26 protein-coding genes and 1 pseudogene are annotated in these 25397 nt (G+C 59.4%); 19 read left to right on the plus strand and 8 right to left on the minus strand.

The genetic code is table 11. The features are described from left to right. Positions 1 to 80: 80 nt before the first annotated feature. From GJA_RS02215 to GJA_RS02235, 5 genes are all read left to right on the plus strand, one after another. On the plus strand, positions 81 to 731 hold the full coding sequence (locus tag GJA_RS02215) for a protein-L-isoaspartate O-methyltransferase family protein (protein WP_038488288.1): 651 nt from the start codon (positions 81 to 83) through the stop codon (positions 729 to 731). A 13-nt stretch (positions 732 to 744) separates the two neighbouring features. Beyond that, complete coding sequence (locus GJA_RS02220; RefSeq protein ID WP_038488290.1) at positions 745 to 1068, plus strand: rhodanese-like domain-containing protein; 324 nt, start codon at positions 745 to 747, stop codon at positions 1066 to 1068. A 143-nt stretch (positions 1069 to 1211) separates the two neighbouring features. Beyond that, on the plus strand, positions 1212 to 2528 hold the full coding sequence (locus GJA_RS02225; protein WP_038488293.1) for a TolC family outer membrane protein: 1317 nt from the start codon (positions 1212 to 1214) through the stop codon (positions 2526 to 2528). 202 nt (positions 2529 to 2730) lie between these two features. Next, entirely contained in the window at positions 2731 to 3411 is a 681-nt protein-coding gene (locus tag GJA_RS02230; protein ID WP_038488296.1) for a GNAT family N-acetyltransferase, read from the plus strand. A gap of 16 nt (positions 3412 to 3427) precedes the next feature. After that, a complete protein-coding gene (locus GJA_RS02235) occupies positions 3428 to 3613 on the plus strand; it encodes a type 2 periplasmic-binding domain-containing protein (RefSeq protein WP_038488300.1) in 186 nt (61 codons plus the stop codon). Positions 3614 to 3624: 11 nt separating this feature from the next. Here the strand turns inward: GJA_RS02235 and gloA are convergent, their stop codons facing one another. The 4 genes from gloA to GJA_RS02255 all read right to left on the minus strand — a co-directional run bounded on the left by gloA (position 3625) and on the right by GJA_RS02255 (position 6398). Continuing rightward, positions 3625 to 4032: a lactoylglutathione lyase gene (gloA, locus tag GJA_RS02240; protein ID WP_081905217.1), complete on the minus strand. Its 408-nt coding sequence runs from the start codon at positions 4030 to 4032 to the stop codon at positions 3625 to 3627. A gap of 81 nt (positions 4033 to 4113) precedes the next feature. Then, entirely contained in the window at positions 4114 to 4539 is a 426-nt protein-coding gene (locus GJA_RS02245) for an OsmC family protein (RefSeq protein WP_038488303.1), read from the minus strand. Positions 4540 to 4647: 108 nt separating this feature from the next. Next, the gene (locus GJA_RS02250) at positions 4648 to 5964 is read right to left on the minus strand and encodes a PQQ-dependent sugar dehydrogenase (RefSeq protein WP_038488306.1); all 1317 of its coding nucleotides are present in this window, start codon (positions 5962 to 5964) and stop codon (positions 4648 to 4650) included. Positions 5965 to 6131: 167 nt separating this feature from the next. Next, positions 6132 to 6398: a hypothetical protein gene (locus GJA_RS02255; protein ID WP_038488309.1), complete on the minus strand. Its 267-nt coding sequence runs from the start codon at positions 6396 to 6398 to the stop codon at positions 6132 to 6134. 314 nt (positions 6399 to 6712) lie between these two features. On the opposite strand from GJA_RS02255, the gene GJA_RS02260 reads away from it, so the two are divergent. The 3 genes from GJA_RS02260 (at position 6713) to hemH (ending at position 10534) form a co-directional block, all read left to right on the plus strand. Further along, complete coding sequence (locus GJA_RS02260; protein ID WP_038498425.1) at positions 6713 to 7624, plus strand: NAD kinase; 912 nt, start codon at positions 6713 to 6715, stop codon at positions 7622 to 7624. A 45-nt stretch (positions 7625 to 7669) separates the two neighbouring features. Beyond that, entirely contained in the window at positions 7670 to 9334 is a 1665-nt protein-coding gene (gene recN, locus GJA_RS02265; protein WP_038488312.1) for a DNA repair protein RecN, read from the plus strand. A 90-nt stretch (positions 9335 to 9424) separates the two neighbouring features. Next, the gene (gene hemH / locus GJA_RS02270) at positions 9425 to 10534 is read left to right on the plus strand and encodes a ferrochelatase (RefSeq protein WP_038488314.1); all 1110 of its coding nucleotides are present in this window, start codon (positions 9425 to 9427) and stop codon (positions 10532 to 10534) included. Between the two features lie 96 nt (positions 10535 to 10630). On the opposite strand, the gene GJA_RS28460 is transcribed toward hemH, so the two are convergent. Beyond that, positions 10631 to 10753, minus strand: a complete 123-nt coding sequence (locus GJA_RS28460; protein WP_277914388.1) for a hypothetical protein — start codon at positions 10751 to 10753, stop codon at positions 10631 to 10633. 235 nt (positions 10754 to 10988) lie between these two features. Here GJA_RS28460 and grpE point away from each other — a divergent pair, with 235 nt between their 5' ends. From grpE to can, 4 genes are all read left to right on the plus strand, one after another. Then, positions 10989 to 11525 carry a nucleotide exchange factor GrpE gene (gene grpE, locus GJA_RS02275; protein ID WP_038488317.1) on the plus strand — a complete coding sequence of 179 codons (537 nt, stop codon included), beginning with the start codon at positions 10989 to 10991 and terminating at the stop codon, positions 11523 to 11525. A 104-nt stretch (positions 11526 to 11629) separates the two neighbouring features. Further along, positions 11630 to 13570 carry a molecular chaperone DnaK gene (gene dnaK, locus GJA_RS02280; protein WP_038488320.1) on the plus strand — a complete coding sequence of 647 codons (1941 nt, stop codon included), beginning with the start codon at positions 11630 to 11632 and terminating at the stop codon, positions 13568 to 13570. Positions 13571 to 13766: 196 nt separating this feature from the next. After that, entirely contained in the window at positions 13767 to 14900 is a 1134-nt protein-coding gene (dnaJ, locus tag GJA_RS02285; protein ID WP_038488321.1) for a molecular chaperone DnaJ, read from the plus strand. Positions 14901 to 15010: 110 nt separating this feature from the next. After that, positions 15011 to 15679 (plus strand): carbonate dehydratase, encoded by a 669-nt coding sequence (gene can, locus GJA_RS02290; RefSeq protein WP_038488323.1) that lies wholly within the window; start codon positions 15011 to 15013, stop codon positions 15677 to 15679. Between the two features lie 208 nt (positions 15680 to 15887). On the opposite strand, the pseudogene GJA_RS28120 reads toward can, so the two are convergent. Then, positions 15888 to 16318: pseudogene (locus GJA_RS28120) on the minus strand (transposase); the annotation flags it as partial. A gap of 492 nt (positions 16319 to 16810) precedes the next feature. On the opposite strand from GJA_RS28120, the gene GJA_RS02300 reads away from it, so the two are divergent. From GJA_RS02300 to GJA_RS02325, 6 genes are all read left to right on the plus strand, one after another. Further along, positions 16811 to 17770, plus strand: a complete 960-nt coding sequence (locus GJA_RS02300) for a glycoside hydrolase family 19 protein (protein WP_051780182.1) — start codon at positions 16811 to 16813, stop codon at positions 17768 to 17770. A 54-nt stretch (positions 17771 to 17824) separates the two neighbouring features. After that, entirely contained in the window at positions 17825 to 18244 is a 420-nt protein-coding gene (locus GJA_RS28650; protein ID WP_038488333.1) for an IS110 family transposase, read from the plus strand. A gap of 103 nt (positions 18245 to 18347) precedes the next feature. Continuing rightward, positions 18348 to 19232 (plus strand): TauD/TfdA dioxygenase family protein, encoded by an 885-nt coding sequence (locus tag GJA_RS02310; protein WP_038488336.1) that lies wholly within the window; start codon positions 18348 to 18350, stop codon positions 19230 to 19232. Between the two features lie 33 nt (positions 19233 to 19265). After that, positions 19266 to 20279, plus strand: coding sequence for an ABC transporter substrate-binding protein (locus GJA_RS02315; protein WP_038488339.1), 1014 nt, complete (start codon positions 19266 to 19268; stop codon positions 20277 to 20279). A gap of 2 nt (positions 20280 to 20281) precedes the next feature. Then, a complete protein-coding gene (locus tag GJA_RS02320; protein WP_038488342.1) occupies positions 20282 to 21136 on the plus strand; it encodes an ABC transporter ATP-binding protein in 855 nt (284 codons plus the stop codon). Further along, complete coding sequence (locus tag GJA_RS02325; RefSeq protein WP_038488345.1) at positions 21133 to 22005, plus strand: ABC transporter permease; 873 nt, start codon at positions 21133 to 21135, stop codon at positions 22003 to 22005. Before GJA_RS02320 ends, GJA_RS02325 begins: the two co-directional genes overlap by 4 nt. A gap of 94 nt (positions 22006 to 22099) precedes the next feature. On the opposite strand, the gene argP is transcribed toward GJA_RS02325, so the two are convergent. Continuing rightward, positions 22100 to 22984 carry an HTH-type transcriptional regulator ArgP gene (gene argP / locus GJA_RS02330; RefSeq protein WP_038488347.1) on the minus strand — a complete coding sequence of 295 codons (885 nt, stop codon included), beginning with the start codon at positions 22982 to 22984 and terminating at the stop codon, positions 22100 to 22102. Between the two features lie 132 nt (positions 22985 to 23116). Here argP and GJA_RS02335 point away from each other — a divergent pair, with 132 nt between their 5' ends. After that, positions 23117 to 23740 carry a trimeric intracellular cation channel family protein gene (locus tag GJA_RS02335; protein WP_038488350.1) on the plus strand — a complete coding sequence of 208 codons (624 nt, stop codon included), beginning with the start codon at positions 23117 to 23119 and terminating at the stop codon, positions 23738 to 23740. 113 nt (positions 23741 to 23853) lie between these two features. On the opposite strand, the gene gabD is transcribed toward GJA_RS02335, so the two are convergent. After that, entirely contained in the window at positions 23854 to 25308 is a 1455-nt protein-coding gene (gene gabD, locus GJA_RS02340; RefSeq protein ID WP_038488353.1) for an NADP-dependent succinate-semialdehyde dehydrogenase, read from the minus strand. Positions 25309 to 25397 lie beyond the last annotated feature (89 nt).

The following is a 25397-nucleotide window of genomic DNA, read 5'->3' on the forward strand; positions in this document are numbered from 1 at the left end:
CCGCCTTTATCGTTAACATGGGCTTTCAGTCAGTTCAACGATAAAATGGCGGATTATTATTCCACCCACCGAGTCCAAAGATGAATATCGAACAAGCCCGCTTCAATATGATCGAACAGCAAATCCGTCCATGGGATGTACTGGACCAGGACGTCCTGGAGCTGTTGTTGGTCGTCAAGCGTGAAAATTTTGTAACGGCCGCGTATAAAAACCTGGCCTTCGTCGACAGTGAAATCCCGCTCGCTTCCGGCGAAAACATGTTCACGCCGAAGCTGGAAGCCCGTATTTTGCAAGAAACCGGCTTGAAAAAGCATGAAAACGTGCTGGAAATCGGCGCAGGTTCGGGCTATATGGCGGCGTTGCTGGCGTACAAGGGCCGTCATGTGACGACGGTGGAAATCGTGCCTGAACTGAAGGCGCTGGCTGAAAAGAATTTGGCGGACAACGGCGTCACCAATGTCACCGTGGAACTGGGCGACGGCGCGCAAGGCTGGGCCAAGGGCGCGCCTTACGATGTGATCGTGGTGTCGGGTGGTTTGTCGGTGTTGCCGGAAGCGTTGTTGCAACAAGTGAAAGTCGGCGGCCGCATCCTGGCCATCATCGGTGAAGCGCCTATCATGTCGGCGCACCTGGTGACACGCGTTTCGGACAAGGCTTACGATACCCGCAAGCTGTTTGAAACCAATGTCAAGCCGCTGCAAGCGGCAGTGGTCTCGCATTTCCAGTTTTAAGCGGACGGGTTTGATGGAACACTTGAGCGCTCCCGACCTGGCCGCCTGGCTGGCCGATACTTCCCGGCCGCAACCGTTCTTGCTGGACGTGCGCGAGAACTGGGAATTCGAAACCTGCCATATCGACGGTGCGGCGCTGATGCCGATGCATTCGATTCCGGCGCGCATCGACGACCTCGATGAAGACGCGGCCATCGTCTGCATTTGCCACCACGGCGCACGCAGCATGCAGGTCGCGGCTTTCCTCGAGCGCAACGGTTTCGGCAAGATCAGTAACTTGACCGGCGGCATCCATGCATGGGCGCTGCAAGTCGATCCGGCAATGCCGAAATACTAAGTATAATTCAGTCAAGAAACACGCGGCGCAGGCCAGCCGGCCCGCCGCGGGGGGAGACTTGCGCCGTTTTTATATAGTCGAGCTAGCTTTAAGAATTATTTTTTGATTTCATCAACTTTTGACGACTCCAACGGAGAAATGCAATGCGGAAACCCTTTATCGCCGTGCTGATCAGCAGCGCTTTTTTGTCGCTCGACGCACAGGCGGCCGACCTCATCCAGGTGTACCAGCAAGCGCTGGCGAACGATGCGCAATATGCCAGCGCGCGCGCCGCCCTGGCCGCCGGGATGGAAAAGGTTCCGCAAGGCTTGTCCGGCCTGTTGCCGCAAATTGCTGCAACCGGCAGCAATACCAGTAACCATACCGAAGTCATGCAGGCCGCGCAGGGCCAGATGGTGACGCTGCCAAACGTGGCCAGCCATACCAATAGCTATAACCTGACCTTGTCGCAACCGCTGTTCCGTTGGGCTAACTGGCAGCAATACCAGCAAAGCAAACTGGCGCAAGCGGCCGCCGAAGCGCAATTCGCGCAAGTGCAGCAAGACTTGATCACCCGCGTCGCGCAAGCGTATTTCGACGTGCTGACCGCTCAGGACAACCTGGGCGCGACCCGGGCGCAAAAAGCCGCGACCACCGAACAACTGGCGTCGGCCAAGCGCAATTTCGAAGTTGGTACGCAGACGATTACCGACACGCATGAGGCGCAGGCCGCTTACGACTTGGTGGTGGCGCAAGAGTTTGCCGCGATCAATGACCTGGACAACAAGCGCGCCGCGCTGCAAACCATCATCGGCGATTTGCCGGGCGGCCTGGCGCCGATGCGCGTCGGCGTGGCCATCAATGCGCCGGAACCGGCTGCGGTGGAACCGTGGATCAAGTCGGCGGAAGAGCAAAACTATGGCGTCGTCAACGCCCAGTTGTCGCTGGAATCGGCCAAGCGCGATATCGCGCGCAACCGCGCCGGCCATTATCCGACGCTGGACTTGACCGCCAACGCCGGCCATACCTATACCACTGGTACTGGCGGCAGCAATAACAATGCCATCGGCGTGCAATGGTCGGTGCCGATCTTCAGCGGCTTTGCCGTGACCAGCAAGGTGCGCGAATCGATCGCGCTGGAAGACAAGGCCCGCAGCGACCTGGAAACCGCGCGCCGCAATGCATCGCAAGGCGCGCGCCAGGCTTATTTGGGCGTCAACAGCGGCCTGGCCCAGGTCAAGGCGCTGGAAGCGGCGGAAGTGTCGAGCAAGTCGGCGCTGGAATCGAATGAGCTGGGTTACCAGGTCGGCGTGCGCATCAATATCGACGTGCTGAATGCGCAGAAGCAATTGTTCTCGACGCAAAAGGATTTGTCGAAAGCCCGTTATGACACCATCATGAATGGCTTGCGCCTGAAATCGGCCGCCGGCACCTTGAAGGAAGCCGACCTGGTGCCGGTGAACGCCCTGCTGGAACGTTAAGAGTGTTGTCGCGGCGGCCGCGCTGGTGGCCGCCGCCAGTATGATTTCTTCCTTGCTGTCCTGTTTTGCGCTTTCCCTCGTTCGTACCCTGACGCATCGCGGTTGCTGCGTAGTTGCTTGTTTACTGCGCTGATAAATGACGATTATAATGTTTATGCCCGGACTTTTAGCCAGGTTCAACCATCGCCGCTTCAGGAATCGCATGACAGAACATCCATTAGACAATGCCGTATGGCAAGCGCTGACCACGCGCCAGGCGCATCTGGCGCTGGGCGGCCCGAAGGCGCGCCGCTATCCGGCCCATATCAGTCCGTTTGCCGGTTTGCCGGACACCTCGGCCGCCAGTTTCGAGGCGTTGGCTGGCCTGGTGGCGGCCGGCCAGCATGTGGTATTGCCGTTGGCCGAGCGGATCGAGGCAGCGCCGGGCTTCGATATCGTGCACCGTGGACTGGTCGACCAAATGGTCGGCGGCGGCGAGCCCGTGTGGAGCGGCGCCGCGCGTTGTCTGTTGCTGGGAGAGGCCGAGCTGGAGCAGATGATCGCACTGGCGCAACTGACCCAGCCCGGTCCGTTCGATACCGGCACCGCGCAACTGGGGCGCTTTGCCGGCATCAAGATGGACGGGCAGCTGCTTGCGATGGCAGGCGAACGCATGTGTCTCGACGGTTATACCGAAATCAGCGCCGTGTGCGTACATCCCGGCCATCGTGGCCACGGATATGCGGCCGAATTGGTCATCGATGCGGCGCAAGCTATTCGCCAGGCGGGCCGGATTCCTTGCCTGCATGTCTACAGCGACAATCTCGGGGCCATTGCGCTGTACCGCAAACTGGGATTCAGCACGCGGCGCACGCTGCACCTGGCCGTGTTGCAGCGCCAGTAAAAGTCATGAGGCAGTCTTGGCCATATTATTGGCCAGTTGCGTGACCACCACGCCGGCCGCCGCCGGACTGAAAATCATCGCGCCGCCATTCGACATCGTGCCATTCGTGTTCGAGCAAGTGTGGCATCAGCGCACCACCGGCGATGCCGGCCTGGCATGGTTGCGTGCAGCCATCCAGCGCGCGGCGCTGGACGATGCGTGATTACCCAGGGATTAAAGCCCTGCGCCTTCAGCGTCGAACTTGCGTTCGATTAATTCAATCTTATAGCCGTCCGGATCGGTGATGAAGGCGATCACGGTATTGCCGCCCTTGACCGGACCCGGTTCGCGGGTGACGTTGCCGCCATTCGCCTTGACCGCCTCGCATGCCTTGTAGATGTCGTCGGCCGAAATCGCGATATGGCCGTAGGCGGTACCCATGTCGTAGCTGTGCTTGCCGTAGTTATAGGTCAGTTCCAGTTCCGCGTGGTCCGGGTTGGAACCGTAGCCGACGAAGGCCAGCGTGTATTCGTATTCGGGATTGTCGCTGGTGCGCAGCAGTTTCATGCCGAGCACGGCGGTGTAAAAATCGATCGAGCGCTGGAGGTCGCCGACCCGCAGCATGGTGTGCAAAATACGCATCGTAAATCCTTGATGGTGATAGGGGAAAGACCGAATTTTATGCGTTTTGGCAAATTCCTGCCGGGACGGCGAGCAGGCCGGTTAATTATCCAGCCGGGTTTCCAGCGTGATACGGGCATTCAGCAGCTTCGATACCGGGCAACCCAGCTTGGCTTGCATCGCCGCGTCTTCAAAGGCCGCGCGGTTGGCGCCGGGGATGCTGGCAATCAAGTTCAGGTGGATTGCGGTGATCGCATATTCGCCATCGACCTTGTCCAGCGTCACCTTGGCGGTGGTCATCAGCGCATTGGCGCGCATGCCGGCTTCGCCCAGCTTGCCGGACAAGGCCATCGTGAAACAGGCGGCGTGGGCCGCGCCGATCAATTCTTCGGGATTGGTGCCGGGGCCTTGTTCGAAGCGGGCGTTGAAGCCGTAAGGCACATTGTCGAGCACGCCGCTTCCGGTTGAGATATTGCCCTTGCCATCTTGCAGGCCGCCACTCCAGACGGCCGATCCTGATTTTTCCATGATGAACTCCTTCTCGCTGATTGATGCATCATCATGGCCCCGTGTGCTGTGCGACACAGTGCGGTACTACACACACGGGCTGGCCAGTAATACCAGTTCATCCAAGCATCAGCGGCTGGCCGGTGTGATGCGCCACACGGCATTGCCGACATCGTCGGCCACCAGCAAGGCGCCGTTCTTGTCGACCGCTACGCCGACTGGACGGCCTTGCGCATCGCCGTCGCGGGACAGGAAGCCGGCCAGGAAATCCTGCGGCGGGCCGGACGGCTGGCCGTTGGCGAACGGTACGAAGATGACCTTGTAGCCGCTGCGCTGCGAGCGGTTCCAGGAACCATGCTGGCCGACAAATGCGCCGCCCTGGTAGCTGGCCGGAAACAGTTTGCCGTCATAAAAGGTCAATCCCAGCGAGGCGGTGTGCGCGCCCAGCGCGTAATCGGGAACGATGGCCTTGTCCACCAGGTCCGGACGCTGCGGTTTCATGCGGGTGTCGACATGCTTGCCGTAATAACTGTAGGGCCAGCCGTAAAAACCGCCATCCTTGACCGAGGTCATGTAGTCGGGCACCAGTTCATCGCCCAGTTCGTCGCGCTCATTGACCGAGGTCCATAGCTGGCCGCTGGCCGCTTGCCATGCCAAACCGACCGGGTTGCGCAAGCCATCGGCGAAGATGCGCGCCTTGCCGCTGGCCCGGTCGAATTGCCAGATCGCGGCACGCCCTTTTTCCGCTACGATGCCGTTTTCGCCGACATTGCTGTTCGAGCCTACCGACACATACAGGAACTTGCCATCCGGACTGGCGACCAGGTTCTTGGTCCAGTGGTGATTGATCGGGCCGCCCGGCAAGTCCAGCACCTTGTTGCCCTTGGCGCTGATCGTGGTCTGTCCCTCCTGATACGGAAAATGCATTACCGCATCGGCGTTGGCGATATACAAGTCGTTGCCGATCAGCGCCATGCCGAATGGCGAATTGAGTCCCTGCAAAAATACCGTGCGGATCTTGGCGGCGCCATTCGCATCGATGTCGCGCAGCAAGGTGATGCGGTTGGCTGCGGCCGGGCCGGCGCCGGCTTTTTTCATCTGGTATTTCATGATCGCGCCCCGGATGCCGCCGCCATCGCCCGGTTTCGGCGGGGCATTGGTTTCCGCCACGAGCACATCCCCGTTCGGCAACACGTACAGCCAGCGCGGATGGTCCAGCTTGCGCGCATAGGCGCTGACCGCGAAGCCGGGTGCGGCCAGCGGTTTGGCGTTGCCTTGCCATGGCTGGGCCGGCGCCACATTCATGGTGGGGATCAATTGCCTGTCCGGCTTGGGTAATGTCGGGTTCGGGCCGAAGCCGGGCGGCATGCCTTGCGCATGGACGGCCAGGGCGGTGCCGACCATCAATACTGCGGCCACGGCGGCGCAGCAAGTGAATGGATTCATCGTCGTGCTTTCAAAATAAAGGATATCAGCGCGTCATGCCGCGTAGGTCGCCGCGTAGGCCGGATTAGTGTGCAGCGCGTAATCCGGCAAGCTCACCAACAAGCTCGCGTCCGCGCTGTGTTGGCTTGCGCTGCGCTAAGCCAACCTGCGTAAGACAGCGACATTAGTTAACGCGCCTTTTTCGGCGTCAGATGGGGATCCGGCACGGCCTGCCCCGCTGGTGCCGGCTTGGCTTGTTCGACCCCGCGCTCTCCATGCAGATCGGTATCGACCAGCCCTTGCTCCAGATCGCTGGCGGCTTGCTCCATCACCGGGCGCGGCTTGGCGTTTTGCGCATCGGGCGACTGATCGCGCTCATGCGGCAAGCGGCGCGCGCCATCGTTGCGGACTTTTTCATCGGTATTGATCTTGCGGTCTGGATGATCGGCAGCCATGTTATCTCGCTTTCCCAGTCAAGTTTCCAAGTTGAGTTTGTGATATGACACCATGCTAACGATTTGATTCCATGCGGGGCGCGCAATTGCGGCCGCTATTGTTATTATCATTGAGCTAACGCAAAAAACCGCACCGTAGCCGCTGCTTTTCGCCTACTCTAGCCTGCATAAGCCGTTTAATATGCAGCCGAACTTTATCAAGCGCCCCTTGCAGGCCGGCCACTAGCGCACTATACTGTGAATATATACAGTATTTTGCTTGCCTGGACCGCCAGGGACGTATTGCCACCGTGAATATTTTTGCCGAGACTTTTATGCCCGTCACGCAAGCCAAGTACAAAACCATAGCCTTAGTTGTTCGCCAGCATACCGATGGTATCGAAGAGCCGGTGCAAAGCATCCTCGATTTTTTGCACGGCCTGGGCCACACCGTTGTGTTTGAAGCAGAAACCGCCGCCCACCTGGAGTTGCCGTCCAGGCCGGCCATCCAGGCCCTGAGCGCCGCCGAGATCGGCGCCGTGGCCGACGCCGCCATCGTCATGGGCGGCGACGGCACGATGCTGGGCATCGCGCGCCAGCTGGCGCCATTTGACGTACCGCTGATCGGTATCAATCAAGGCCGTCTGGGTTTCATGACCGATATTCCGCTCGAGCGCATGTTGCCGGTGCTGGCCGATATCCTGGCCGGCAAGTTCAAGGCCGAGCGCCGCACTTTGCTGGAAGGCAGCGTCTTGCGCGATGGCCAGGCGATCCACTTTGGCCTGGCGGTCAACGACGTGGTGGTGTCGCGCGGCGCCGGCGCCGGCATGGCCGAACTGAAAGTCGAAGTCGACGGCCATTTCATGTACAACCAGCGTTCCGACGGCTTGATCATCGCCACGCCGACCGGTTCCACCGCCTATGCGCTGTCGGCCGGCGGACCGTTGCTGCATCCTAGCCTGGGCGGCATCGTGCTGGTGCCGATCGCGCCGCATGCGCTGTCGAACCGGCCCATCGTCGTGCCCGATTCGAGCCAGATCGTGGTCGAAATCATGCGCGGGCGCGACATCAGCGTCAATTTCGACATGCAAACCTTTGCCAGCCTGTCGCAGCACGACCGCATCATCATTCGCCGTTCGCCGCATACGATTACCTTCCTGCATCCCGAAGGGTGGAGTTATTACGACACCCTGCGCGAAAAACTGCACTGGAACGAGTACCCGTCGGGCGAGGGCAAGCTGAACTAAGTTAGCGCTTTCGGGGTCTTCCCTTCCACCACTCATAACTAGCCTATGCTCCGCACACTGTCCATCCGCGATTTTGTTATTGTCGATTCGATTGAACTGGAATTTTCCGCCGGCTTTAGCGTGCTGACGGGCGAGACCGGCGCCGGCAAGTCGATCCTGATCGATGCGCTGACGCTGGCGCTGGGCGGGCGCGGCGACGCCAGCGTGGTGCGCGAAGGCGCGGCCCGGGCCGACATCACGGCCGACTTCGGCGTCAGCCCGGAAGCGCAAGCCTGGCTGGCGGCCCATGAATTCGCCAACGAGGAAGGCGGCGCGCTGCTGCGCCGCGTGATCGACAATGCGGGCCGCTCGAAGGCGTACATCAACGGCATCGCCGCCACCGCCGCGCAATTGCGCGAACTGGGCGACATGCTGGTCGATATCCACGGCCAGCACGCGCACCAGTCGCTGCTGAAGGCGGAGGCGCAGCGCGCCCTGCTGGACAACCAGGCCGGCAAGGACGGCACGGCGGCGACCGATGCGCGCAAGGTGGCGGCCTTGCATAAAAGCTGGCGCGCGCTGGTGCGCCAGCGCGAAGAATTCGAAACCAACGCCGCCAACGTGCTGTACGAGCGCGAACGGCTGGAATGGCAAGTGGGCGAGCTGGAAAAGCTGGCCGTCAAGCCGGGCGAATGGAGCGACATCACCAACGAGCACAGCCGCTTGTCGCATGCGGCCAGCCTGCTCGAAGGCGCACAGGAAACGCTGTCGGTCATTTCCGAAGCGGAAGATCATCCGATCTTGTCGCAACTGTCGCTGCTGAACCAGAAGCTGGGCAAGCTGGTGTCGGTCGACGCCGAGTTGCAGCCGATCGTCGACTTGATCGAATCGTCGCGCATCCAGTTGCAGGAATCGGTGTATGCGCTGAATAATTACCTGGACCGGGTCGAACTCGATCCGGACCGCTTGCGCCAGGTCGATGCGCGGATGGAGGCGCTGCACACGACGGCGCGCAAGTTCCGCGTGATGCCGGAAGAGTTGGCCGAAGAACATGCGAAGCTGTCGGAGAAGTTGCAGCAATTGGCCGACGCCAGCGATATCGAAGGCTTGCGCCGCCAGGAAGACAAGATCATGGCCGAGTACATGACGGCGGCTGGCCGCCTGTCGGTATTGCGCACGGCGGCGGCGCACATGCTCGGCGACGCGGTGACCCGCGCGATGCAGGATTTGAGCATGAGCGGCGGCTGTTTTGAAGTGGCGCTGAACCCGTGCGAACCGTCCGGCAGCGGGCTGGAGCAAGTCGAATTCCTGGTCGCCGGCCATGCCGGCACGGCCCCGCGGCCATTGGCCAAAGTGGCGTCCGGCGGCGAACTGGCGCGTATCGCGCTGGCCATCTCGGTGATCACGTCGAATGCGACCACCACGCCGACGCTGATTTTCGATGAGGTCGACAGCGGCATCGGCGGCGGCGTCGCGGAAGTGGTCGGGCGCTTGCTGAAACGGCTGGGCCAGGGACGGCAAGTGCTGTGCGTGACGCACTTGCCGCAAGTGGCCAGCCAGGCCAACCAGCATTTCCAGGTTGCCAAGAGCACGCTGGACAATGGCAAGACCACGTCGCGCATCGATATGCTCGACAGCAAGTCGCGGGTCGAGGAAGTGGCGCGCATGCTGGGCGGGCTGGAAATTACCGCGACCACGCGCAAGCACGCGCGCGAGTTGCTGGCGTCTTGAGCACCATGCCACCTTTGCTGCGGCCACTATATTGGTTCTGTTGATCCAATGTAACTATAATGCCCTCATCCAATACATCGAAGATCTTTCATGTCCTTTCAAAAAGAACCTCCTTTTACCCACGGCAGCACCAGCCGCAGCGCGGTGGTGCTGGTCAACCTGGGCACGCCCGATGCGCCGACGACGTCCGCCGTGCGGCGTTATCTGAAGCAATTCCTGTCCGACCCGCGGGTGGTGGAAATCCCGCGCCTGGTGTGGTGGTTCATCCTGCACCTGATTATCTTGCCGTTCCGCTCCAGCCAGTCGGCCAAGAAATATGCATCGATCTGGACCCGTGAGGGTTCGCCGCTGAAAGTACATACGGAGAAGCAAACCCAATTGCTGCGCGGCGCGCTGGCCGAACGCGGCCATGACGGCTTGAACGTCGACATGGCGATGCGCTACGGATCGCCATCGTTGCCGGACGTGCTGGACAAGCTGCAAGCCGACGGTTGCGAGCGCATCGTCATCTTGCCGGCTTATCCGCAATATTCGGGCACCACCACCGCGTCGATCTGCGATGCGGTGTTCAGCCATTTTTCCAAGGTGCGTAATATTCCGGAATTGCGTTTCGTAAAAAGTTACCATGACCACGACGCGTATATCGACGCCTTGCGCGACTCGGTATTGAATCACTGGGATGCGCATGGCCGGCCGGAAAAACTGGTCATCAGTTTCCATGGCGTGCCGAAACGCACTTTGTTGCTGGGCGATCCCTACCATTGCCAATGTCTCAAGACTGCGCGTTTGCTGGCGGAAAAATTGCGTCTGAGCAAAGATCAATACGTGGTGACCTTCCAGTCGCGTTTCGGCAAGGCCGAGTGGCTGCAGCCGTACACCGCGCCGACCTTGGTCGCGCTGGCGCGGCAGGGCGTGACGCGGGTCGATTTGCTGTGCCCCGGTTTTACCAGCGATTGCCTGGAAACGCTGGAAGAAATCGCGATGGAAGCGAAGCACGACTTCGAGACCGCCGGCGGCAAGGTATTCAATTACATCCCCTGCCTGAATGAAGCGCCGGCCTGGATCGCCGCTTTGGCAGAAATTGCCGAGCAGCACATGATCGGCTGGCCGACAATGAAAACGGCGGCCCAGCGTGAACTGGACAGCAGCCACGCGCTGCTCGGACGCGAGGCGGCGCTGGCGCTGGGTGCCGAAAAATAGTCTGGAGTGACGTCAGAAAGTCAGTCAAAAAGCCGCGTCCATGCGGCTTTTTATTTGCCGCAAGCCGCGCCAGTGGCGGGATCTGCGGCGACACTGTTAAAATAGCGGGTTGAATAAAGCCGCTGAAGGCAGTCGCACTGTTGTTAGTACAGAACAAATCCATGCCGTAATCAGCGCGGCATAGGCGGCAACGGCGGCGGCGATGATTGGCATTTTCATAAGAAACTCCGCAGTTTGTCTACATGTCTTGTCTCTCCATATTAGACCTTCCGCCACCAAAGAGAATCTACAAAGATGCTAAGTTTTGTAACGGCTGTTACATGGCGCCGCGCCCGTCTGGAAAAGCAGATGACGATACCTCTTGAAACAGTAGGATATAGCCCCATCTGGCAGCAGTGTTGTAAAGAAGTGAAGCCTAACTAATATTAAGTCATTGATTGTAGGAGCTTTTTAGATGCAAGATCAGGAAAACCAAGCTGTACCAAACGAGCAGGCGGACGCAGCAACGGCCGCTCCATCGACTCCCTCCGAGCCGACGCTGGAAGAGCAGCTGGCAAGTACCGAAGCGCGTCTTGCTGAAATGCACGATGCATTCATGCGCGCCAAGGCCGATGGCGAAAACATCCGCCGCCGTGCCCAGGAAGATGTTGCCAAGGCACATAAATTTGCCGTGGAAAGTTTTGCCGAAGCCATGGTGCCAGTCAAAGACAGCCTGGAGATGGCCTTGAGCATCGAAACGCCGTCGATCGAATCGCTGAAAGAGGGGGTCGAAATGACTCTGAAACAGTTGAGCTCGGCTTTCGAGCGCAACCGTCTGGTTGAAATCCAGCCGGCGCAAGGCGAAAAACTGGATCCGATGAAACACCAGGCGGTGGCTGTGGTGCCGGCGGAACAGGAAGCCAATACAGTCGTGTCGGTGCTGCAAAAGGGTTATATGATTGCGGACCGTTTACTGCGTCCGGCGATTGTTACCGCAGCGCAAGCTAAGTAATCGCAAAATAAATCAGCAGTGCGGTATCAGCAAGCACTTGAAAGCACGTCGTTTTTCCACATATAAGAACCATCTGAACTTTAGCGAATTAAGGAAGAAAAATCATGGGTAGAATTATCGGTATCGATCTGGGAACCACAAATTCCTGCGTTTCCATCATGGAAAATGGTCAGCCAAAGGTAATCGAAAACGCCGAAGGCGCACGTACGACGCCGTCGATCATCGCTTATCAAGAAGATGGTGAAATCCTGGTCGGCGCGCCGGCCAAACGCCAGGCAGTGACCAATCCGCAGAACACGCTGTTCGCCGTCAAACGTTTGATCGGCCGCAAGTTCGACGAAAAAGAAGTACAAAAAGACATCGCCCTGATGCCTTACAAAATCATGAAAGCCGACAACGGCGATGCATGGATCGGCGTGCGCGACAAAAAACTGGCGCCACCGCAGATCTCCGCCGAAGTCCTGCGCAAAATGAAAAAAACCGCTGAAGACTATCTCGGCGAAGAAGTCACCGAAGCCGTCATCACGGTACCGGCTTACTTCAACGACTCGCAGCGCCAGGCGACCAAGGATGCCGGCCGTATCGCCGGTCTGGACGTCAAGCGCATCATCAACGAACCAACCGCTGCCGCGCTGGCATTCGGCCTGGACAAGACCGAAAAAGGCGACCGCAAAATCGCCGTGTACGACTTGGGCGGCGGTACCTTCGACGTCTCGATCATCGAAATTGCCGATGTTGATGGCGAAAAACAATTTGAAGTGCTGTCGACCAACGGCGACACCTTCCTGGGCGGCGAAGACTTCGACCAGCGCGTGATCGACTACATCATCGAAGAATTCAAGAAAATCAACGGCCTGGACCTGAAAAAAGATCCGATCGCACTGCAACGCATCAAGGCTTCGGCCGAGCGCGCGAAGATCGAACTGTCGTCGTCGCAACAAACTGAAATCAACGAGCCGTACATCGCGATGGCCAATGGCGCACCGGTCCACTTGAACCTGAAGATGACCCGCGCCAAGCTGGAGTCGCTGGTGGAAGAACTGATCGTCGCGACGATGGAACCATGCCGCACCGCCATCAAGGATGCGGGCGTCAAAGTGTCCGACATCGACGACATCATCCTGGTCGGCGGTATGACCCGTATGCCGAAGGTGCAGGAAAAAGTGAAGGAATTCTTCGGCAAGGATCCACGCAAGGACGTGAATCCGGACGAAGCGGTGGCGGTTGGCGCGGCGATTCAAGGTTCGGTACTGTCGGGCGAACGCAAAGACTTGCTGTTGCTGGACGTAACGCCATTGTCCCTGGGTATCGAAACCCTGGGCGGCGTGATGACCAAGATGATCCACAAAAACACCACGATTCCAACCAAGTTCAGCCAGGTGTTCTCGACCGCCGACGACAACCAGCCTGCGGTGACCATCAAGGTTTACCAGGGCGAGCGTGAAATCGCCGCCGGCAATAAAGGCCTGGGCGAATTCAATCTGGAAGGTATCCCGCCAGCATCGCGCGGCACGCCGCAGATCGAAGTGACTTTCGACATCGATGCCAACGGCATCTTGCACGTCGGCGCGAAAGACAAAGCCACCGGCAAGGAAAACAAGATCACCATCAAGGCCAACTCCGGTTTGACCGAAGATGAAATCCAGAAGATGGTGAAAGACGCCGAGTTGAATGCCGAAGAAGACAAGAAGGTCAAGGAATTGGCCGAGTCGCGCAACCAGGCCGATGCCTTGGTGCATTCGACCCGCAAATCGCTGACCGAATACGGCGACAAGCTGGAAGCCGGCGAAAAAACCGCGATCGAAGCGGCGATCAGCGACCTGGAAGCCAGCATCAAAGCCGGCGACAAGGCCGAAATCGACGCCAAGGTTGCCGCCTTGTCGACCGCTTCGCAAAAGCTGGGCGAAAAAATGTACGCCGACATGCAAGCGCAGCAAGCTGCGGGCGCTGAAGGCGGCGCACAGCAAGCCGCTGGTGCTGCCGATGCAGGCAAGCAAGACGATGTTGTCGACGCCGACTTCAAGGAAGTAAAGGACAGCAAGTAATCTTCCCGGTATCCCTGTCACAGGGGGCCGCCGGGCAGCATGCTTGATCGCGGCGGCCAGCCGCGAAGACCGCCGAGCCGAGCGACCGTGTAACGGTACTCGACTCGGCTTTTTCGTGTAATTACTAAGTAATTCCCAAGAGATTCACGGTAATTGATTTGGGAGTTACGTAACAGTACTGCAAGGTGCCGACAACATGGCAAAGCGTGATTTTTACGAGACACTCGGTGTCTCAAAGGGTGCTTCGGAAGAAGAGATCAAAAAGTCTTACCGTAAACTGGCGATGAAATACCATCCGGACCGCAATCCGGACAGTAAAGAGTCGGAAGAAAAGTTTAAGGAAGTCAAAGAAGCCTACGAAATGCTGACCAATCCGGAAAAGCGCGAAGCGTACGACCGTTACGGTCACGCCGGCGTGGACCCGAACATGGGCGGCGGCGGAGGTTTCGGCGGTGGCGCGGGCGGTTTTGCCGACAGCTTCGGCGACATCTTTGGCGATATCTTTGGCGGTGGCGGTGGACGCAGCCGTAATTCCGGTCCGCAAGTCTATCGCGGCGCCGATTTGCGCTACAACCTCGAAATCACGCTGGAACAGGCGGCGCACGGCTTTAACACGACCATCCGCGTACCAAGCTGGGACAAATGCGATACGTGTCACGGCAGCGGCGCCAAGCCAGGCACCTCGCCGACCACGTGCGGCACGTGCGGCGGCCACGGCCAGGTACGCATGCAGCAAGGTTTTTTCAGCATCCAGCAAACCTGCCCGAAATGCCATGGCAGCGGCAAGGTCATCACCGACCCATGCACGCCGTGCGGCGGTGCGGGGCGCATCAAGCGCAACAAGACGCTGGAAGTACAAATTCCGGCAGGTATCGATACCGGCACGCGCATCCGCTCGTCCGGCGATGGCGAACCCGGCACCAATGGCGGCCCGGCCGGCGACCTGTATGTGGAAATCCACATCAAGCCGCATGCCGTGTTCCAGCGCGAAGGCGACGACCTGCATTGCGAAATGCCGATCTCGTTCACCAAGGCAGCGTTGGGCGGCGACATCGAAGTGCCGACCTTGAATGGTAAAGTATCGTTTGCGATTCCTGAAGGTACCCAGTCGGGCAAGACTTTCCGCCTCAAGGGCAAGGGCATCAAGGGCGTACGTTCCGGCTACATGGGCGACCTGTTCTGCCACGTTGCCATCGAGACCCCGGTCAAGCTGACGGAAAAGCAAAAAGAATTGCTGCGCGACTTTGAAAAATCGACGGCCGAAGGCGGCGCCAAGCATAGTCCGCAAAGCAAGACCTGGAAAGACAAGGTCAAGGATTTTTTTGAGTGATGCAGGGCCATCTTGCATCGACACTGATGAAGGGCGTATAAGCGTCCTTCTCGAACCGGCCGCTGACATGCCACCAGGTATCTCGGCGGTCTTGTTATAAGGATGACACAATGACCGAACCCCAAACTTCGCCGGCCTTGTCGGACTTGTTGCAGCGTAACCGCCGTTGGGCCGCTTCCATGGTGGAAAAGGATCCCGAGTATTTCAAGACGCTGGAAGCCCAGTCTCCTGAATATCTGTGGATAGGCTGTTCCGACAGCCGCGTGCCCGCCAATGAATTACTGGGCATGGCTCCTGGCAATGTGTTTGTGCACCGTAATATCGCCAACGTAGTGGTGCATACTGATTTGAATTGCCTGTCCGTGCTGCAATTCGCCGTCGAGGTGCTGAAAGTCAAACATGTCATCATCGTCGGCCATTATGGCTGCAAAGGCGTGCATGCGGCCATGACCGGCACCCGGGTCGGCCTGGTCGACAACTGGCTGCGCCACGTCCAGGACGTGCACCAGAAACATGAACGCTACCTGGGCGACGTGCTGTCGGCGCACCAGCGCCAGGACCGGCTATGCGAGTTGAACGTCACCGAACAAGTCTCCAACGTCTGCCAAACCACCATCGTGCAAGACGCGTGGGAACGCGGCCAGGAGTTGCATGTGCATGGCTGGGTGTATGGCTTGAAGGATGGCTTGCTGAACAACCTCGACATGACCGTCAGCGGCCCCGATGAATTGGCGTCGCGGGTGGCGAACCGTTTGACGCATTACGCGGACAATGCGTGATGGGTTGTCTGAATTAGTCGTATAAGATGTGTGGTTGAATGGCCGGTACCGTATGACGGGACCGGCCATTTTGCTGTTTACTGAGACTATTTTAGTGCATTTAGGCATTGAGCCATCATAGATGGATTGATCGTAGTAATATGAACTATCATCGTTCTCGAACCTCGGTACGTGACCAGCAAACGTCAGGAGAAAGTGAAATTCACATCTTGATTGGCACGAGCAGACGCTTGTCTTCTTTAGCGCGGCGGCTTTCAGGGTTCAGGCGCCAGGCATAGAAGCCGCTGGGATGCACTTCGAGCATCTTGCACAGCCGGCGCACCGGGAATTGGCCCTGTAACTCAACAATTAAGGTGTACCTTACCCGGACGTCTTGGCAAAGTACACCGCGGCCTTTTTCAAGATGTCACGCTCCTCCGTGACGCGCTTGAGTTCAGCCTTCAAGCGCCGCATCTCGTCAGACTGGGCATCGACAGCCTTGCGCTCTTCCTCTGGGACGCCATAGCGTTTCACCCAGGCGTACAGGCTATGGATGCTCACGCCAAGCCGCTCTGCGACTTCACTAACCGGGTGCCCGCGCTGCGCCACTTGCTTGACCGCAGCAATCTTGAATTCCTCTGTGTACCGCTTTCCGCTCATACTTTCTCCTTGTGCCCGTAATTATGGCTCAGGAGTGTCTACAATTGTTGTGGCGATTCAACCACGACTCTTGAAATGTGACACATTGCCGCTGGACCGCGTGTCCAGTTTGCCGTGGTTTAGGTGTCCAGTTTGGCTGAATTACGCACCCTACCGGCGCAGGTCAGCTATCCCCCCTGAGTTGCCCTGCCATACCACTGCACAAAGGCATTAAATTGGTATGGTCTGCCCAAGCGGATCTCTATGGGGCCACCCGCCCCGGAAATGTGCTTGAAGAGGCTACTGGTATGCTCAGCTCAACGACTTTATGAAACCACTTGACCGGCCATTTTTAGAATTGCATTCTTGCAACGGCCTCATTTGTTTTTGGAGCCCGCGCGATATCGCGGTGAGCGCCACACGTGGAGCACCGGTACCTGGATTGATCTGCCGTCCGCTCGCCTTTGATATACCAACACCTAGAATATGGAGTCAGCTTTGAACCGAACTCTAATGAACAGTCTTATCGCTGGACTGATGGGGGGCTCGCTCCTCGGCTGCGGCGGTGGCGACACCTCCTCGCCAGCGAGCACAACTTCATTGCTCGCTACTACAGCGGTATGTTATGCCGCCTGGTCGCCTACCACCGTCTACAATGGCGGCGCGACAGTGAGCTACAACGGCGTTAATTACAGGGCCGCGTATTGGACGCAAGGCACCAATCCATCGACGAATAATGGTCCTGCTGGCAGTGGCCAGCCGTGGATCAGCGATTCTGTTTGCGGTGGCGACACTACGCCGACGCCTACTCCCGACCCGGGAGGTAGTTTTTCCGGCCTGTCAAAAGCTCAGTTCGAAGCATGGTTCCCGAGCCGCAGTTCGTTCTACCAATACGCCGACTTCGTCGCTGCAGCAGCTTACTATCCAAGCTTTGCCAAGTCGGGCAACGCTACCGTGGACAAGCAGGAAGTGGCCGCCTTCTTCGCCAACCTGCAGCACGAGTCGGACAACTTAAAGGCAGTCAGGGAATACAACACCGCCAACTGGCCCTTGTACTGCGATGTGAACTGGGTACGAGTCCCCTGCAAGAGCAATAACGTGGTCGACCAGTATTTCGGTCGTGGCCCGATCCAAATCAGCTGGACCTCAAACTACCGCAGTCTGGGCAACGCCATGGGCCTGGGCGAGCAACTGGTGAACAATCCGGAATTGTTGGCCACCAACGCCACCATCGCGTGGAGAAGTGCGATCTGGTACTGGATGACCCAGCCTGGCCGCGCCGGGAGGTCGGCGCATGATTCGATGGTCGGCGGATACGGTTTCGGCCAGACCATCAATGCCATTAACGGCAATCTCGAATGCGTAGGCGGCACTGCGTATCAGGGGCCGGCCCAGATGCAGACCCGAGTGAATTATTACACGACCTTCACCCAGAACTTGGCGGTACCCACCGGTCCTAATCTGACTTGCTGATAGGCACGGACTGAAGCTCAGGCCTGAAAAGTAAAAGGCGGCATCGATATCCTGATGCCGCCTTTTTTCATATCGCGGAATGCGTGTCCAGTTTGGCGCGGAAAGCGCAAGCAAATCGTGTTCCAGGAGTATGTCGACACGATCAGCGCCGGCATCCAGCACGTCCTGGGACTGGACCAGCACATCGCGCGCGTCGCGCAGGCGTCGGCGGTGTGGCCGATCATTGTAGCATTGATGGCGCTGCGCGGCGTGAGCTTGCTGACGGCGGCGACGATCATGGCCGAAGTGGGCGATCTGACCCGCTTCACCAATGCATCGCAACTGATGGCTTATCTGGGGCTGGTGCCGTCGGAAATGTCTTGCGGCCCATACCCCGCCACTTGGCGACGCGCCTGGGCCGTCGTGGGGCCAGGCACGCCCAAAAAGCAAACATTGAAGAAAATCATGGACAGGTCAATACCTATCAGGTTCTAAGCTTAATCTAATAAAATCCGCATATCGATATCGGATATGCTTCGTTTGCAAAGCAATCGGGCCGGCATACAGTGGATCTCCCTGCATTCACTGTTCACAGACCATGTCGGCCGTCCTGAAAACCCCGCTTGCATCATCGTCTTTTCACATTGAACCATTCGATGCGCCGCTCGGTGCGCAAATCACCGGTCTCGACCTGGCGCAGCCGCTGGGGTTGAGCGATTTCCAGCGCATCCACCACGCGCACCTGGATCACCATGTGCTGGTGTTCCGGGATCAAAAGATTACGCCGCAGCAGCAGATCGATTTCAGCCGCCGTTTCGGCCCGCTGCAAATCCATGTGCTGCGCCAATTCCAGTTAAGCAGCCATCCGGAAATCCTGTTGATTTCCAACATCGTCGACAACGGCCAGCCGATCGGGCTTGGCGACGCCGGTCATTTCTGGCATTCGGATTTGTCGTACAAGGAAGTGCCCAGCCTCGGTTCGATGTTGCATGCGCAAGAGTTGCCGGAGGAGGGCGGCGATACGCTGTTCGCGAATATGCACCTGGCCTGGGAAAGCTTGCCGGTGGCGCTGCGTCACGCGGTACGGAATGCGCGCGCCGAACATAGTTATCTGGCGCAATATGCCGAATTGCAGCGCCGTAATCCGTGGCGTCCCAACCTGAGCCAGGCGCAAATCGACGAGGTCAAGCCGGTGATCCATCCGGTGGTGCGGGTGCATCCGGAAACCGGGCGCCGCGCGCTGTTTGTCAGCGAGCATTTCACGACCCGCATCGTCGGCTTGCCGGACGATGAAAGCCGCGCCGTGCTCGATGAATTGTTTGCCCACAGCGTCAAGCCCGAGCATATCTATGTGCACCGCTGGTTGCCGCACGACCTGGTGTTTTGGGATAACCGCTCGCTGATGCACCTGGCGGCCGGTTGTCCGGCCGACCAGCGCTGCAAGCTGTACCGTACCACCATCGAAGGTGATGCGCCGTTCTGATTTTTCCGCTGTTTTACTTGTCATGGAGTGCCTATGCCGCTGTTTCGATCCCGTCCTGTCCGTAACGTCATCGCCAGCCTGGCGTTGATGTGCATGGCGGCATCGGCGCATGCCGAAGGCCGCATCCGCATCGCCGGCCAGCACGGCATTACGTTCATCTTGCTCAATATCGCGCAAGAGCAAAAGCTGATCGAAAAATACGGCAGGCAGCAGGGCGTGGATGTGAAAGTGGAATGGCTGACCTTGTCTGGCGGCCCGGCCGTCAATGACGCGCTGTTGTCCGGCAATATCGATATCGCCGGCGCCGGACTGGGGCCGCTGCTGACCATCTGGGACCGCACCAGGGAGCGCCAGAATGTGCGCGGCGTCGCGTCGCTGGGCAATTTCCCATACTATCTGATCAGCAATAATCCCAAGGTCAAGACCATCGCCGATTTGAGCGACCAGGACCGCATTGCCTTGCCGGCGGTATCGGTGTCGGTACAGGCGCGCATCTTGCAAATGGCGGTTGCGAAACAATGGGGCGACAAGGAATTCAAGCGCCTCGACAAGATCACCCAGACCTTGCCGCATCCGGACGCGGCGGCGGCGGTGATCGCCGGCGGCACCGAACTGACCGGCCACTTCGGCAATTCGCCGTTCCAGGAACAGGAGCTGGCGCACAATCCGAGCGCCCACATCATCTTGAATTCCTATGACGTGCAGGGAGGTCCGAGTTCGTCGACCTTGCTGTACGCCGCTGAAAAATACCGCACTGACAATCCGAAAACCTACCGCGCCTTCATCCTGGCCTTGAACGAAGCGGCGCAATACGCCAGCGCCCATCCGGAAGGCGCGGCCGACATTTATTTGCGCGTGAATAAAAGCAAGGTGGACCGTAATCTCTTGCTGAAAATCTTCAAGAACCCGCAAGTGCAATTCAAGGTCGCGCCGCAAAACACCTATGGTTTGGCGCAATTCCTGCACCGGGTCGGCGCCATTAAAAATTTGCCGGCCGGCTGGCGCGATTATTTCTTCGACGACCCGGCATTGGCCGGAGGAAGTTAATGATGAGTACGCCAACCTTTCAAGTCGTACGCCCGCCGCAAGCCATCCAGCCTTTGCTGCGGGTGCGCAATGTCAGCCTGGAATACCGCAGCCAGGAACGCACCGTGCGCGCCACCCACGACGTCAGTTTCGACGTGTACCGGGGCGACCGCTTTGTGTTGCTGGGGCCGTCAGGTTGCGGCAAGTCGTCGCTGCTGAAAGCGGCCGCCGGCTTCATCGCACCGCAATCGGGCAGCATCGAACTCGACGGCAAGACCGTCAGCAAGCCTGGGCCGGACCGTATCGTTGTGTTCCAGGAGTTCGACCAATTGCCGCCATGGAAAACCGTACTGGAAAACGTCATGTTCCCGCTGCTGGCGACCAGGCGGCTGGATACCCGGCAGGCGCGGGAAAGGGCGCGCCACTGGATCAACAAGGTTGGATTGAAAGGGTTCGAAGACGCCCATCCGCATACTTTGTCGGGCGGCATGAAACAGCGCGTGGCGATTGCCCGCGCGCTGGCGATGCAGCCGGAAGTGCTGCTGATGGATGAGCCGTTCGCCGCGCTCGATGCCTTGACCCGCCGCAAGATGCAGGAAGAATTGAGCCGGCTGTGGGAAGAGTTGCGGTTTACCTTGCTGTTCGTCACCCATTCGATCGAGGAAACATTAGTGGTCGGCAACCGCATCTTGCTGCTGTCGCCGCATCCGGGCCGGGTGCGCGCTGAATTGAATAGCCACCAGTTCGGTTTGCACAGCGGCGGCGGGGCCGAATTCCAGGCCGCCGCGCAACGCATCCACGGCTTATTGTTTGACGAAGAGAATCATGCTGCAGCGGATGTTGCGGCAGCTGCGCCGATTGACCGGGTGGCGGTATGAGCTTGTTGCTGGAACCGCCTATCCGCCAGGAATTCGAATATGCCGCGCAGCCGCCGGCCGGCATCGTCCTGGAAACGCCGCTGCCGGCATTCGAGCGTGTCTGGCAACAGGCATGGCTGAGGAAAACCCTGATCTTGCTGGTGCTGGCCGTGCTGTGGGAAGTCGCCGCGCGCTGGCAAAACAATGATTTGCTGTTGCCGAGCTTTTTGCAAACGGCCAAAGCGTTCGTGCAGGGTTTAATTAGTGGCGAGCTGACCGGCCGGGTGCTGATTTCCTTGAACGTGCTGGTGCAGGGTTATGTGCTGGGCGTGCTGGCCGCGTTTGTGCTGACGTCGCTGGCGGTGTCCAGCCGCCTCGGCAGGGATATGCTGGAAACGCTGACGGCGATGTTCAATCCGCTGCCGGCGATTGCGCTGTTGCCGCTGGCTTTGCTGTGGCTGGGCCTGGGCCGTGCCAGCCTGATTTTTGTCATCGTCCATTCGGTGATGTGGCCGCTGGCGCTGAATACCTATGCCGGCTTCCAGAGCGTGCCGGAAACCTTGCGCATGGCGGGCCGCAATTACGGCTTGAGCGGCATGCGGCTGGTGTGGCAGATTTTAGTGCCGGGTGCGTTGCCGGCCATCGTTTCCGGCTTGAAGATAGGCTGGGCGTTTGCGTGGCGCACGCTGATCGCGGCGGAACTGGTGTTCGGCACCACGTCGGGACAGGGCGGCCTGGGCTGGTATATTTTCCAGAACCGCAACGAGCTGTACACCGACAAGGTCTTCGCCGGCCTGGCGGCCGTGATCCTGATCGGCTTGCTGGTCGAGAATATCGGTTTTCGGACGCTGGAGCGTGTCACCGTGCGGCGCTGGGGCATGCAGCGCTGAGTGCCTGGAAAAACATCCATGCCTGCGTCGCATTGCCTTGTCGTGCATTTTGTACTGTCTACGGCAATGCGCCTTGCCCTGAACGTTTTGTCAGTTATTCCAGGCTGGCTCGCGCCGCCGCGACGATCTGTTTCGAAATGGCTTCCATGCGCGGCGACTGCACCTTCCAGGTATGCCAGTACAGCGCCACTTCGGCCGGCTGCGGGACCAGCCGTATCACGTCGCCGCCATTATCCTGCGCCTGCAACAGCAGATCCGGCACCATGCCGTAACCGAGGCCGGCCCGGATCGCGTTGAAGTGCGAGGGCGCACCCGGGATGTAGTGGCAAGGATACGCGCCTTCCGGCAAGCCCAGCTTTTCCTGTAAAAACGTCGATTGCAAGGTGTCCTTGTGGGTGTAGGCCACTACCGGCGCCTTGCGCGCGGCCTTGCGCGTCAAGCCGTGCGGCAACCATTGATCGCGGAATGCCGGGCTGGCCACCAGCCAGTAGCGCATCACGCCCAGCAGCTCGGCGCTGCAGCCGCGCATCGCTTTTGCTTCGCTGCTGATGCAGCCGACCGCCATGCCGGTTTCCAGCAAGGTATACGTGTGGTCCTGGTCTTCGACGATCAGGTCGAGCAACACTTTTTCGCGTATCAGCAAGGCCGACAGCGCCGGGAAAAACCAGGTGCCGATCGAATCCGCGTTCAGTGCCAGCACCAGGCTCAGCGGCGCGTCGTGCTGCACCGCCAGATCGGCCGCCAATTCCGTTTCCAGCAGCGCGGCGCGCTTCAGGTATTGCATCAGTCGCTGCCCCATGCGGGTTGCGCGCGCCGGACGGCTGCGCACGATCAGCGCATTGCCGAGCATGCTTTCCAGCGCCCGCACCCGCTGTGAAATGGCCGGCGAGGTCAGGTGCAGCCGTAGCGCCGCCTGTTCAAAACTGCCGGTTTCGACCACCGCCCGGAACGCTTCCGTATGCTTGGGATTGAGGTTCATCGCTGATCTGTAAAATAAGGAAAATTTATCATTCCATAATAATACTTACTTTAGCTAAATATGATCGTATTGCGGCGCACAATACCGTCTTCAAGGCAGACAGCCTGATTGGTATTCACCGGAAGAAACACGATGCTGCTACACACAATTTACCTGGTCGCCATCATCGCCGAGGCGATGTCGGGCGCCATCATGGGCATGCGCCGCGGCATGGACCTGTTCGGCATCTGCATGATCGGCACCGTCACCGCGCTGGGCGGCGGCACCATCCGCGACCTCTTGCTGGGCCACTATCCGCTGGGCTGGATCGCCCATCCGGAATACCTGATGTTCACCATTGGCGCGGCCATCGTGACGGCGCTGGTGGCGCGCCATCTGCACCATTTGCGCAGCGTGTTCCTGCTGGTCGACGGCCTGGGGCTGGTGGCGTTTTGCGTGATCGGCAGCGACATCGCGCGCGCGGCCGGCATGCATCCGCCGATCGTCGTCTTGGCCGGCATGATCACCGGCGTATTCGGCGGCTTGCTGCGCGACATACTGTGCAACCAGATACCGCTGGTGCTGCAGCGCGAGCTGTACGCCACCGTCGCGCTGTTCACCGGCGCGCTGTACGCCGGCCTGCTGTGGATCGATGTCGAAGCATCGGCGGCGGTGCTGATCTCGCTGCTGGCCGGCCTGGTTTTCCGCCTGCTGGCGCTGCGCTTGCACTGGCAATTGCCTAACTTCGACGCGCAGCGCATCCGCGGCTTTGAGTAGCACAAAACGTCCATGACGGTCTTGCATTGCCTGGTCGTACGTTCGTACATTCGTACTGCCTGCGGCAATGCGCCTTGCCCTGAACGTTTTGTTCGGCGCTCTTGGTCAGCAGCTTAAAGCCCGCCCATGCAAATGTATTTGATCACCAGATAATCGTCGATCCCGTACGCCGATCCCTCGCGCCCGAGGCCGGATTGCTTGACGCCGCCGAACGGCGCGACCTCGGTGGAAATCAGGCCGGTGTTGATACCGACCATGCCGCTTTCCAGTCCCTCCGCGACGCGCCAGATACGGCCGATGTCGCGCGCATAGAAATACGCGGCCAGGCCGAATTCGCTGTCATTCGCCAGTCCGATCACTTCATCGTCGGTCTTGAAGCGGAACAGCGGCGCCAGCGGGCCGAAGGTTTCTTCGCTGGCGACCAGCATGTCGGATGTCATTTCCGTCATCACGGTCGGCTCGAAAAAGCTGTGGCCCAGCGCATGGCGCTTGCCGCCGATGAGCAGCTTGCCGCCTTTCGACAAGGCGTCGGCGATGTGCTGCTCGACCTTGACGACGGCCTTTTCCTCGATCAGCGGACCTTGCGTGACACCGTCATCCTGGCCATTGCCGACCTTCAGCTTGCGCACCGCCGCGACCAGCTTGTCGGCGAAGGCGTCGTACACGCCATCCTGCACATACAGGCGGTTGGCGCACACGCAGGTCTGGCCGGCGTTGCGGTATTTGGATGCGATCGCGCCTTCGACGGCGGCGTCCAGGTCGGCGTCGTCGAACACGATGAACGGCGCGTTGCCGCCCAATTCCAGCGACAGTTTCTTGATGGTCGGCGCGCATTGCTCCATCAGCGTGCGGCCGACGGCGGTCGAGCCGGTGAAGCTCAGTTTGCGCACCGTCGGGTTGCCGGTCATTTCGCCGCCGATGTCGCGCGACGAACCGGTGATCACGCTGAACACGCCGGCAGGAATGCCGGCCCGTTCGGCCAGCACGGCCAGCGCCAGCGCCGAAAACGGCGTCAGTTCGGCCGGCTTGACGACCATCGGGCAGCCGGCCGCCAGCGCCGGGCCGGCTTTGCGGGTGATCATCGCGGCCGGGAAATTCCATGGCGTGATCGCGGCGCACACGCCGATCGGCTCCTTGGTGACGACGATGCGCCGGTCCGGCCACGGCGATTGCAGGGTGTCGCCTGCAACGCGTTTTCCCTGTTCGGCGAACCATTCGATGAACGACGCCGCATACGTCACTTCGCCCTTGGCTTCGGCCAGCGGCTTGCCCTGTTCGGCGGTCATGATCAGCGCCAGGTCGTCGGCGTTTTCCAGCATCAGTTCACACCAGCGGCGCAGGATCACGCTGCGCTGCTGCGCGCTTTTCTTGCGCCAGGCCGGCCACGCCGCATTGGCGGCGGCGATCGCGCGCCGGGTTTCTGCCGCGCCCATCACCGGTATCGAACCGATGGTGTCGCCGGTGGCCGGATTGATCACATTCCTGGCCTGGCCGTGGTCGGCGTGTTGCCATTGGCCGTCGAGATAACATTGCTGGCGCAGCAGCGCCGGATCGTTCAGATTAAGCATGGCGGGTTTCCCTTGGGCGCTAAAGTGTAGGCACATACTAGTCCTTTTTAGCGCCCGCACGATAGCCGCCGGCGTCGGCTACTTACATG

This window comes from Janthinobacterium agaricidamnosum NBRC 102515 = DSM 9628, assembly GCF_000723165.1.
Lineage (GTDB): Bacteria > Pseudomonadota > Gammaproteobacteria > Burkholderiales > Burkholderiaceae_D > Janthinobacterium > Janthinobacterium agaricidamnosum.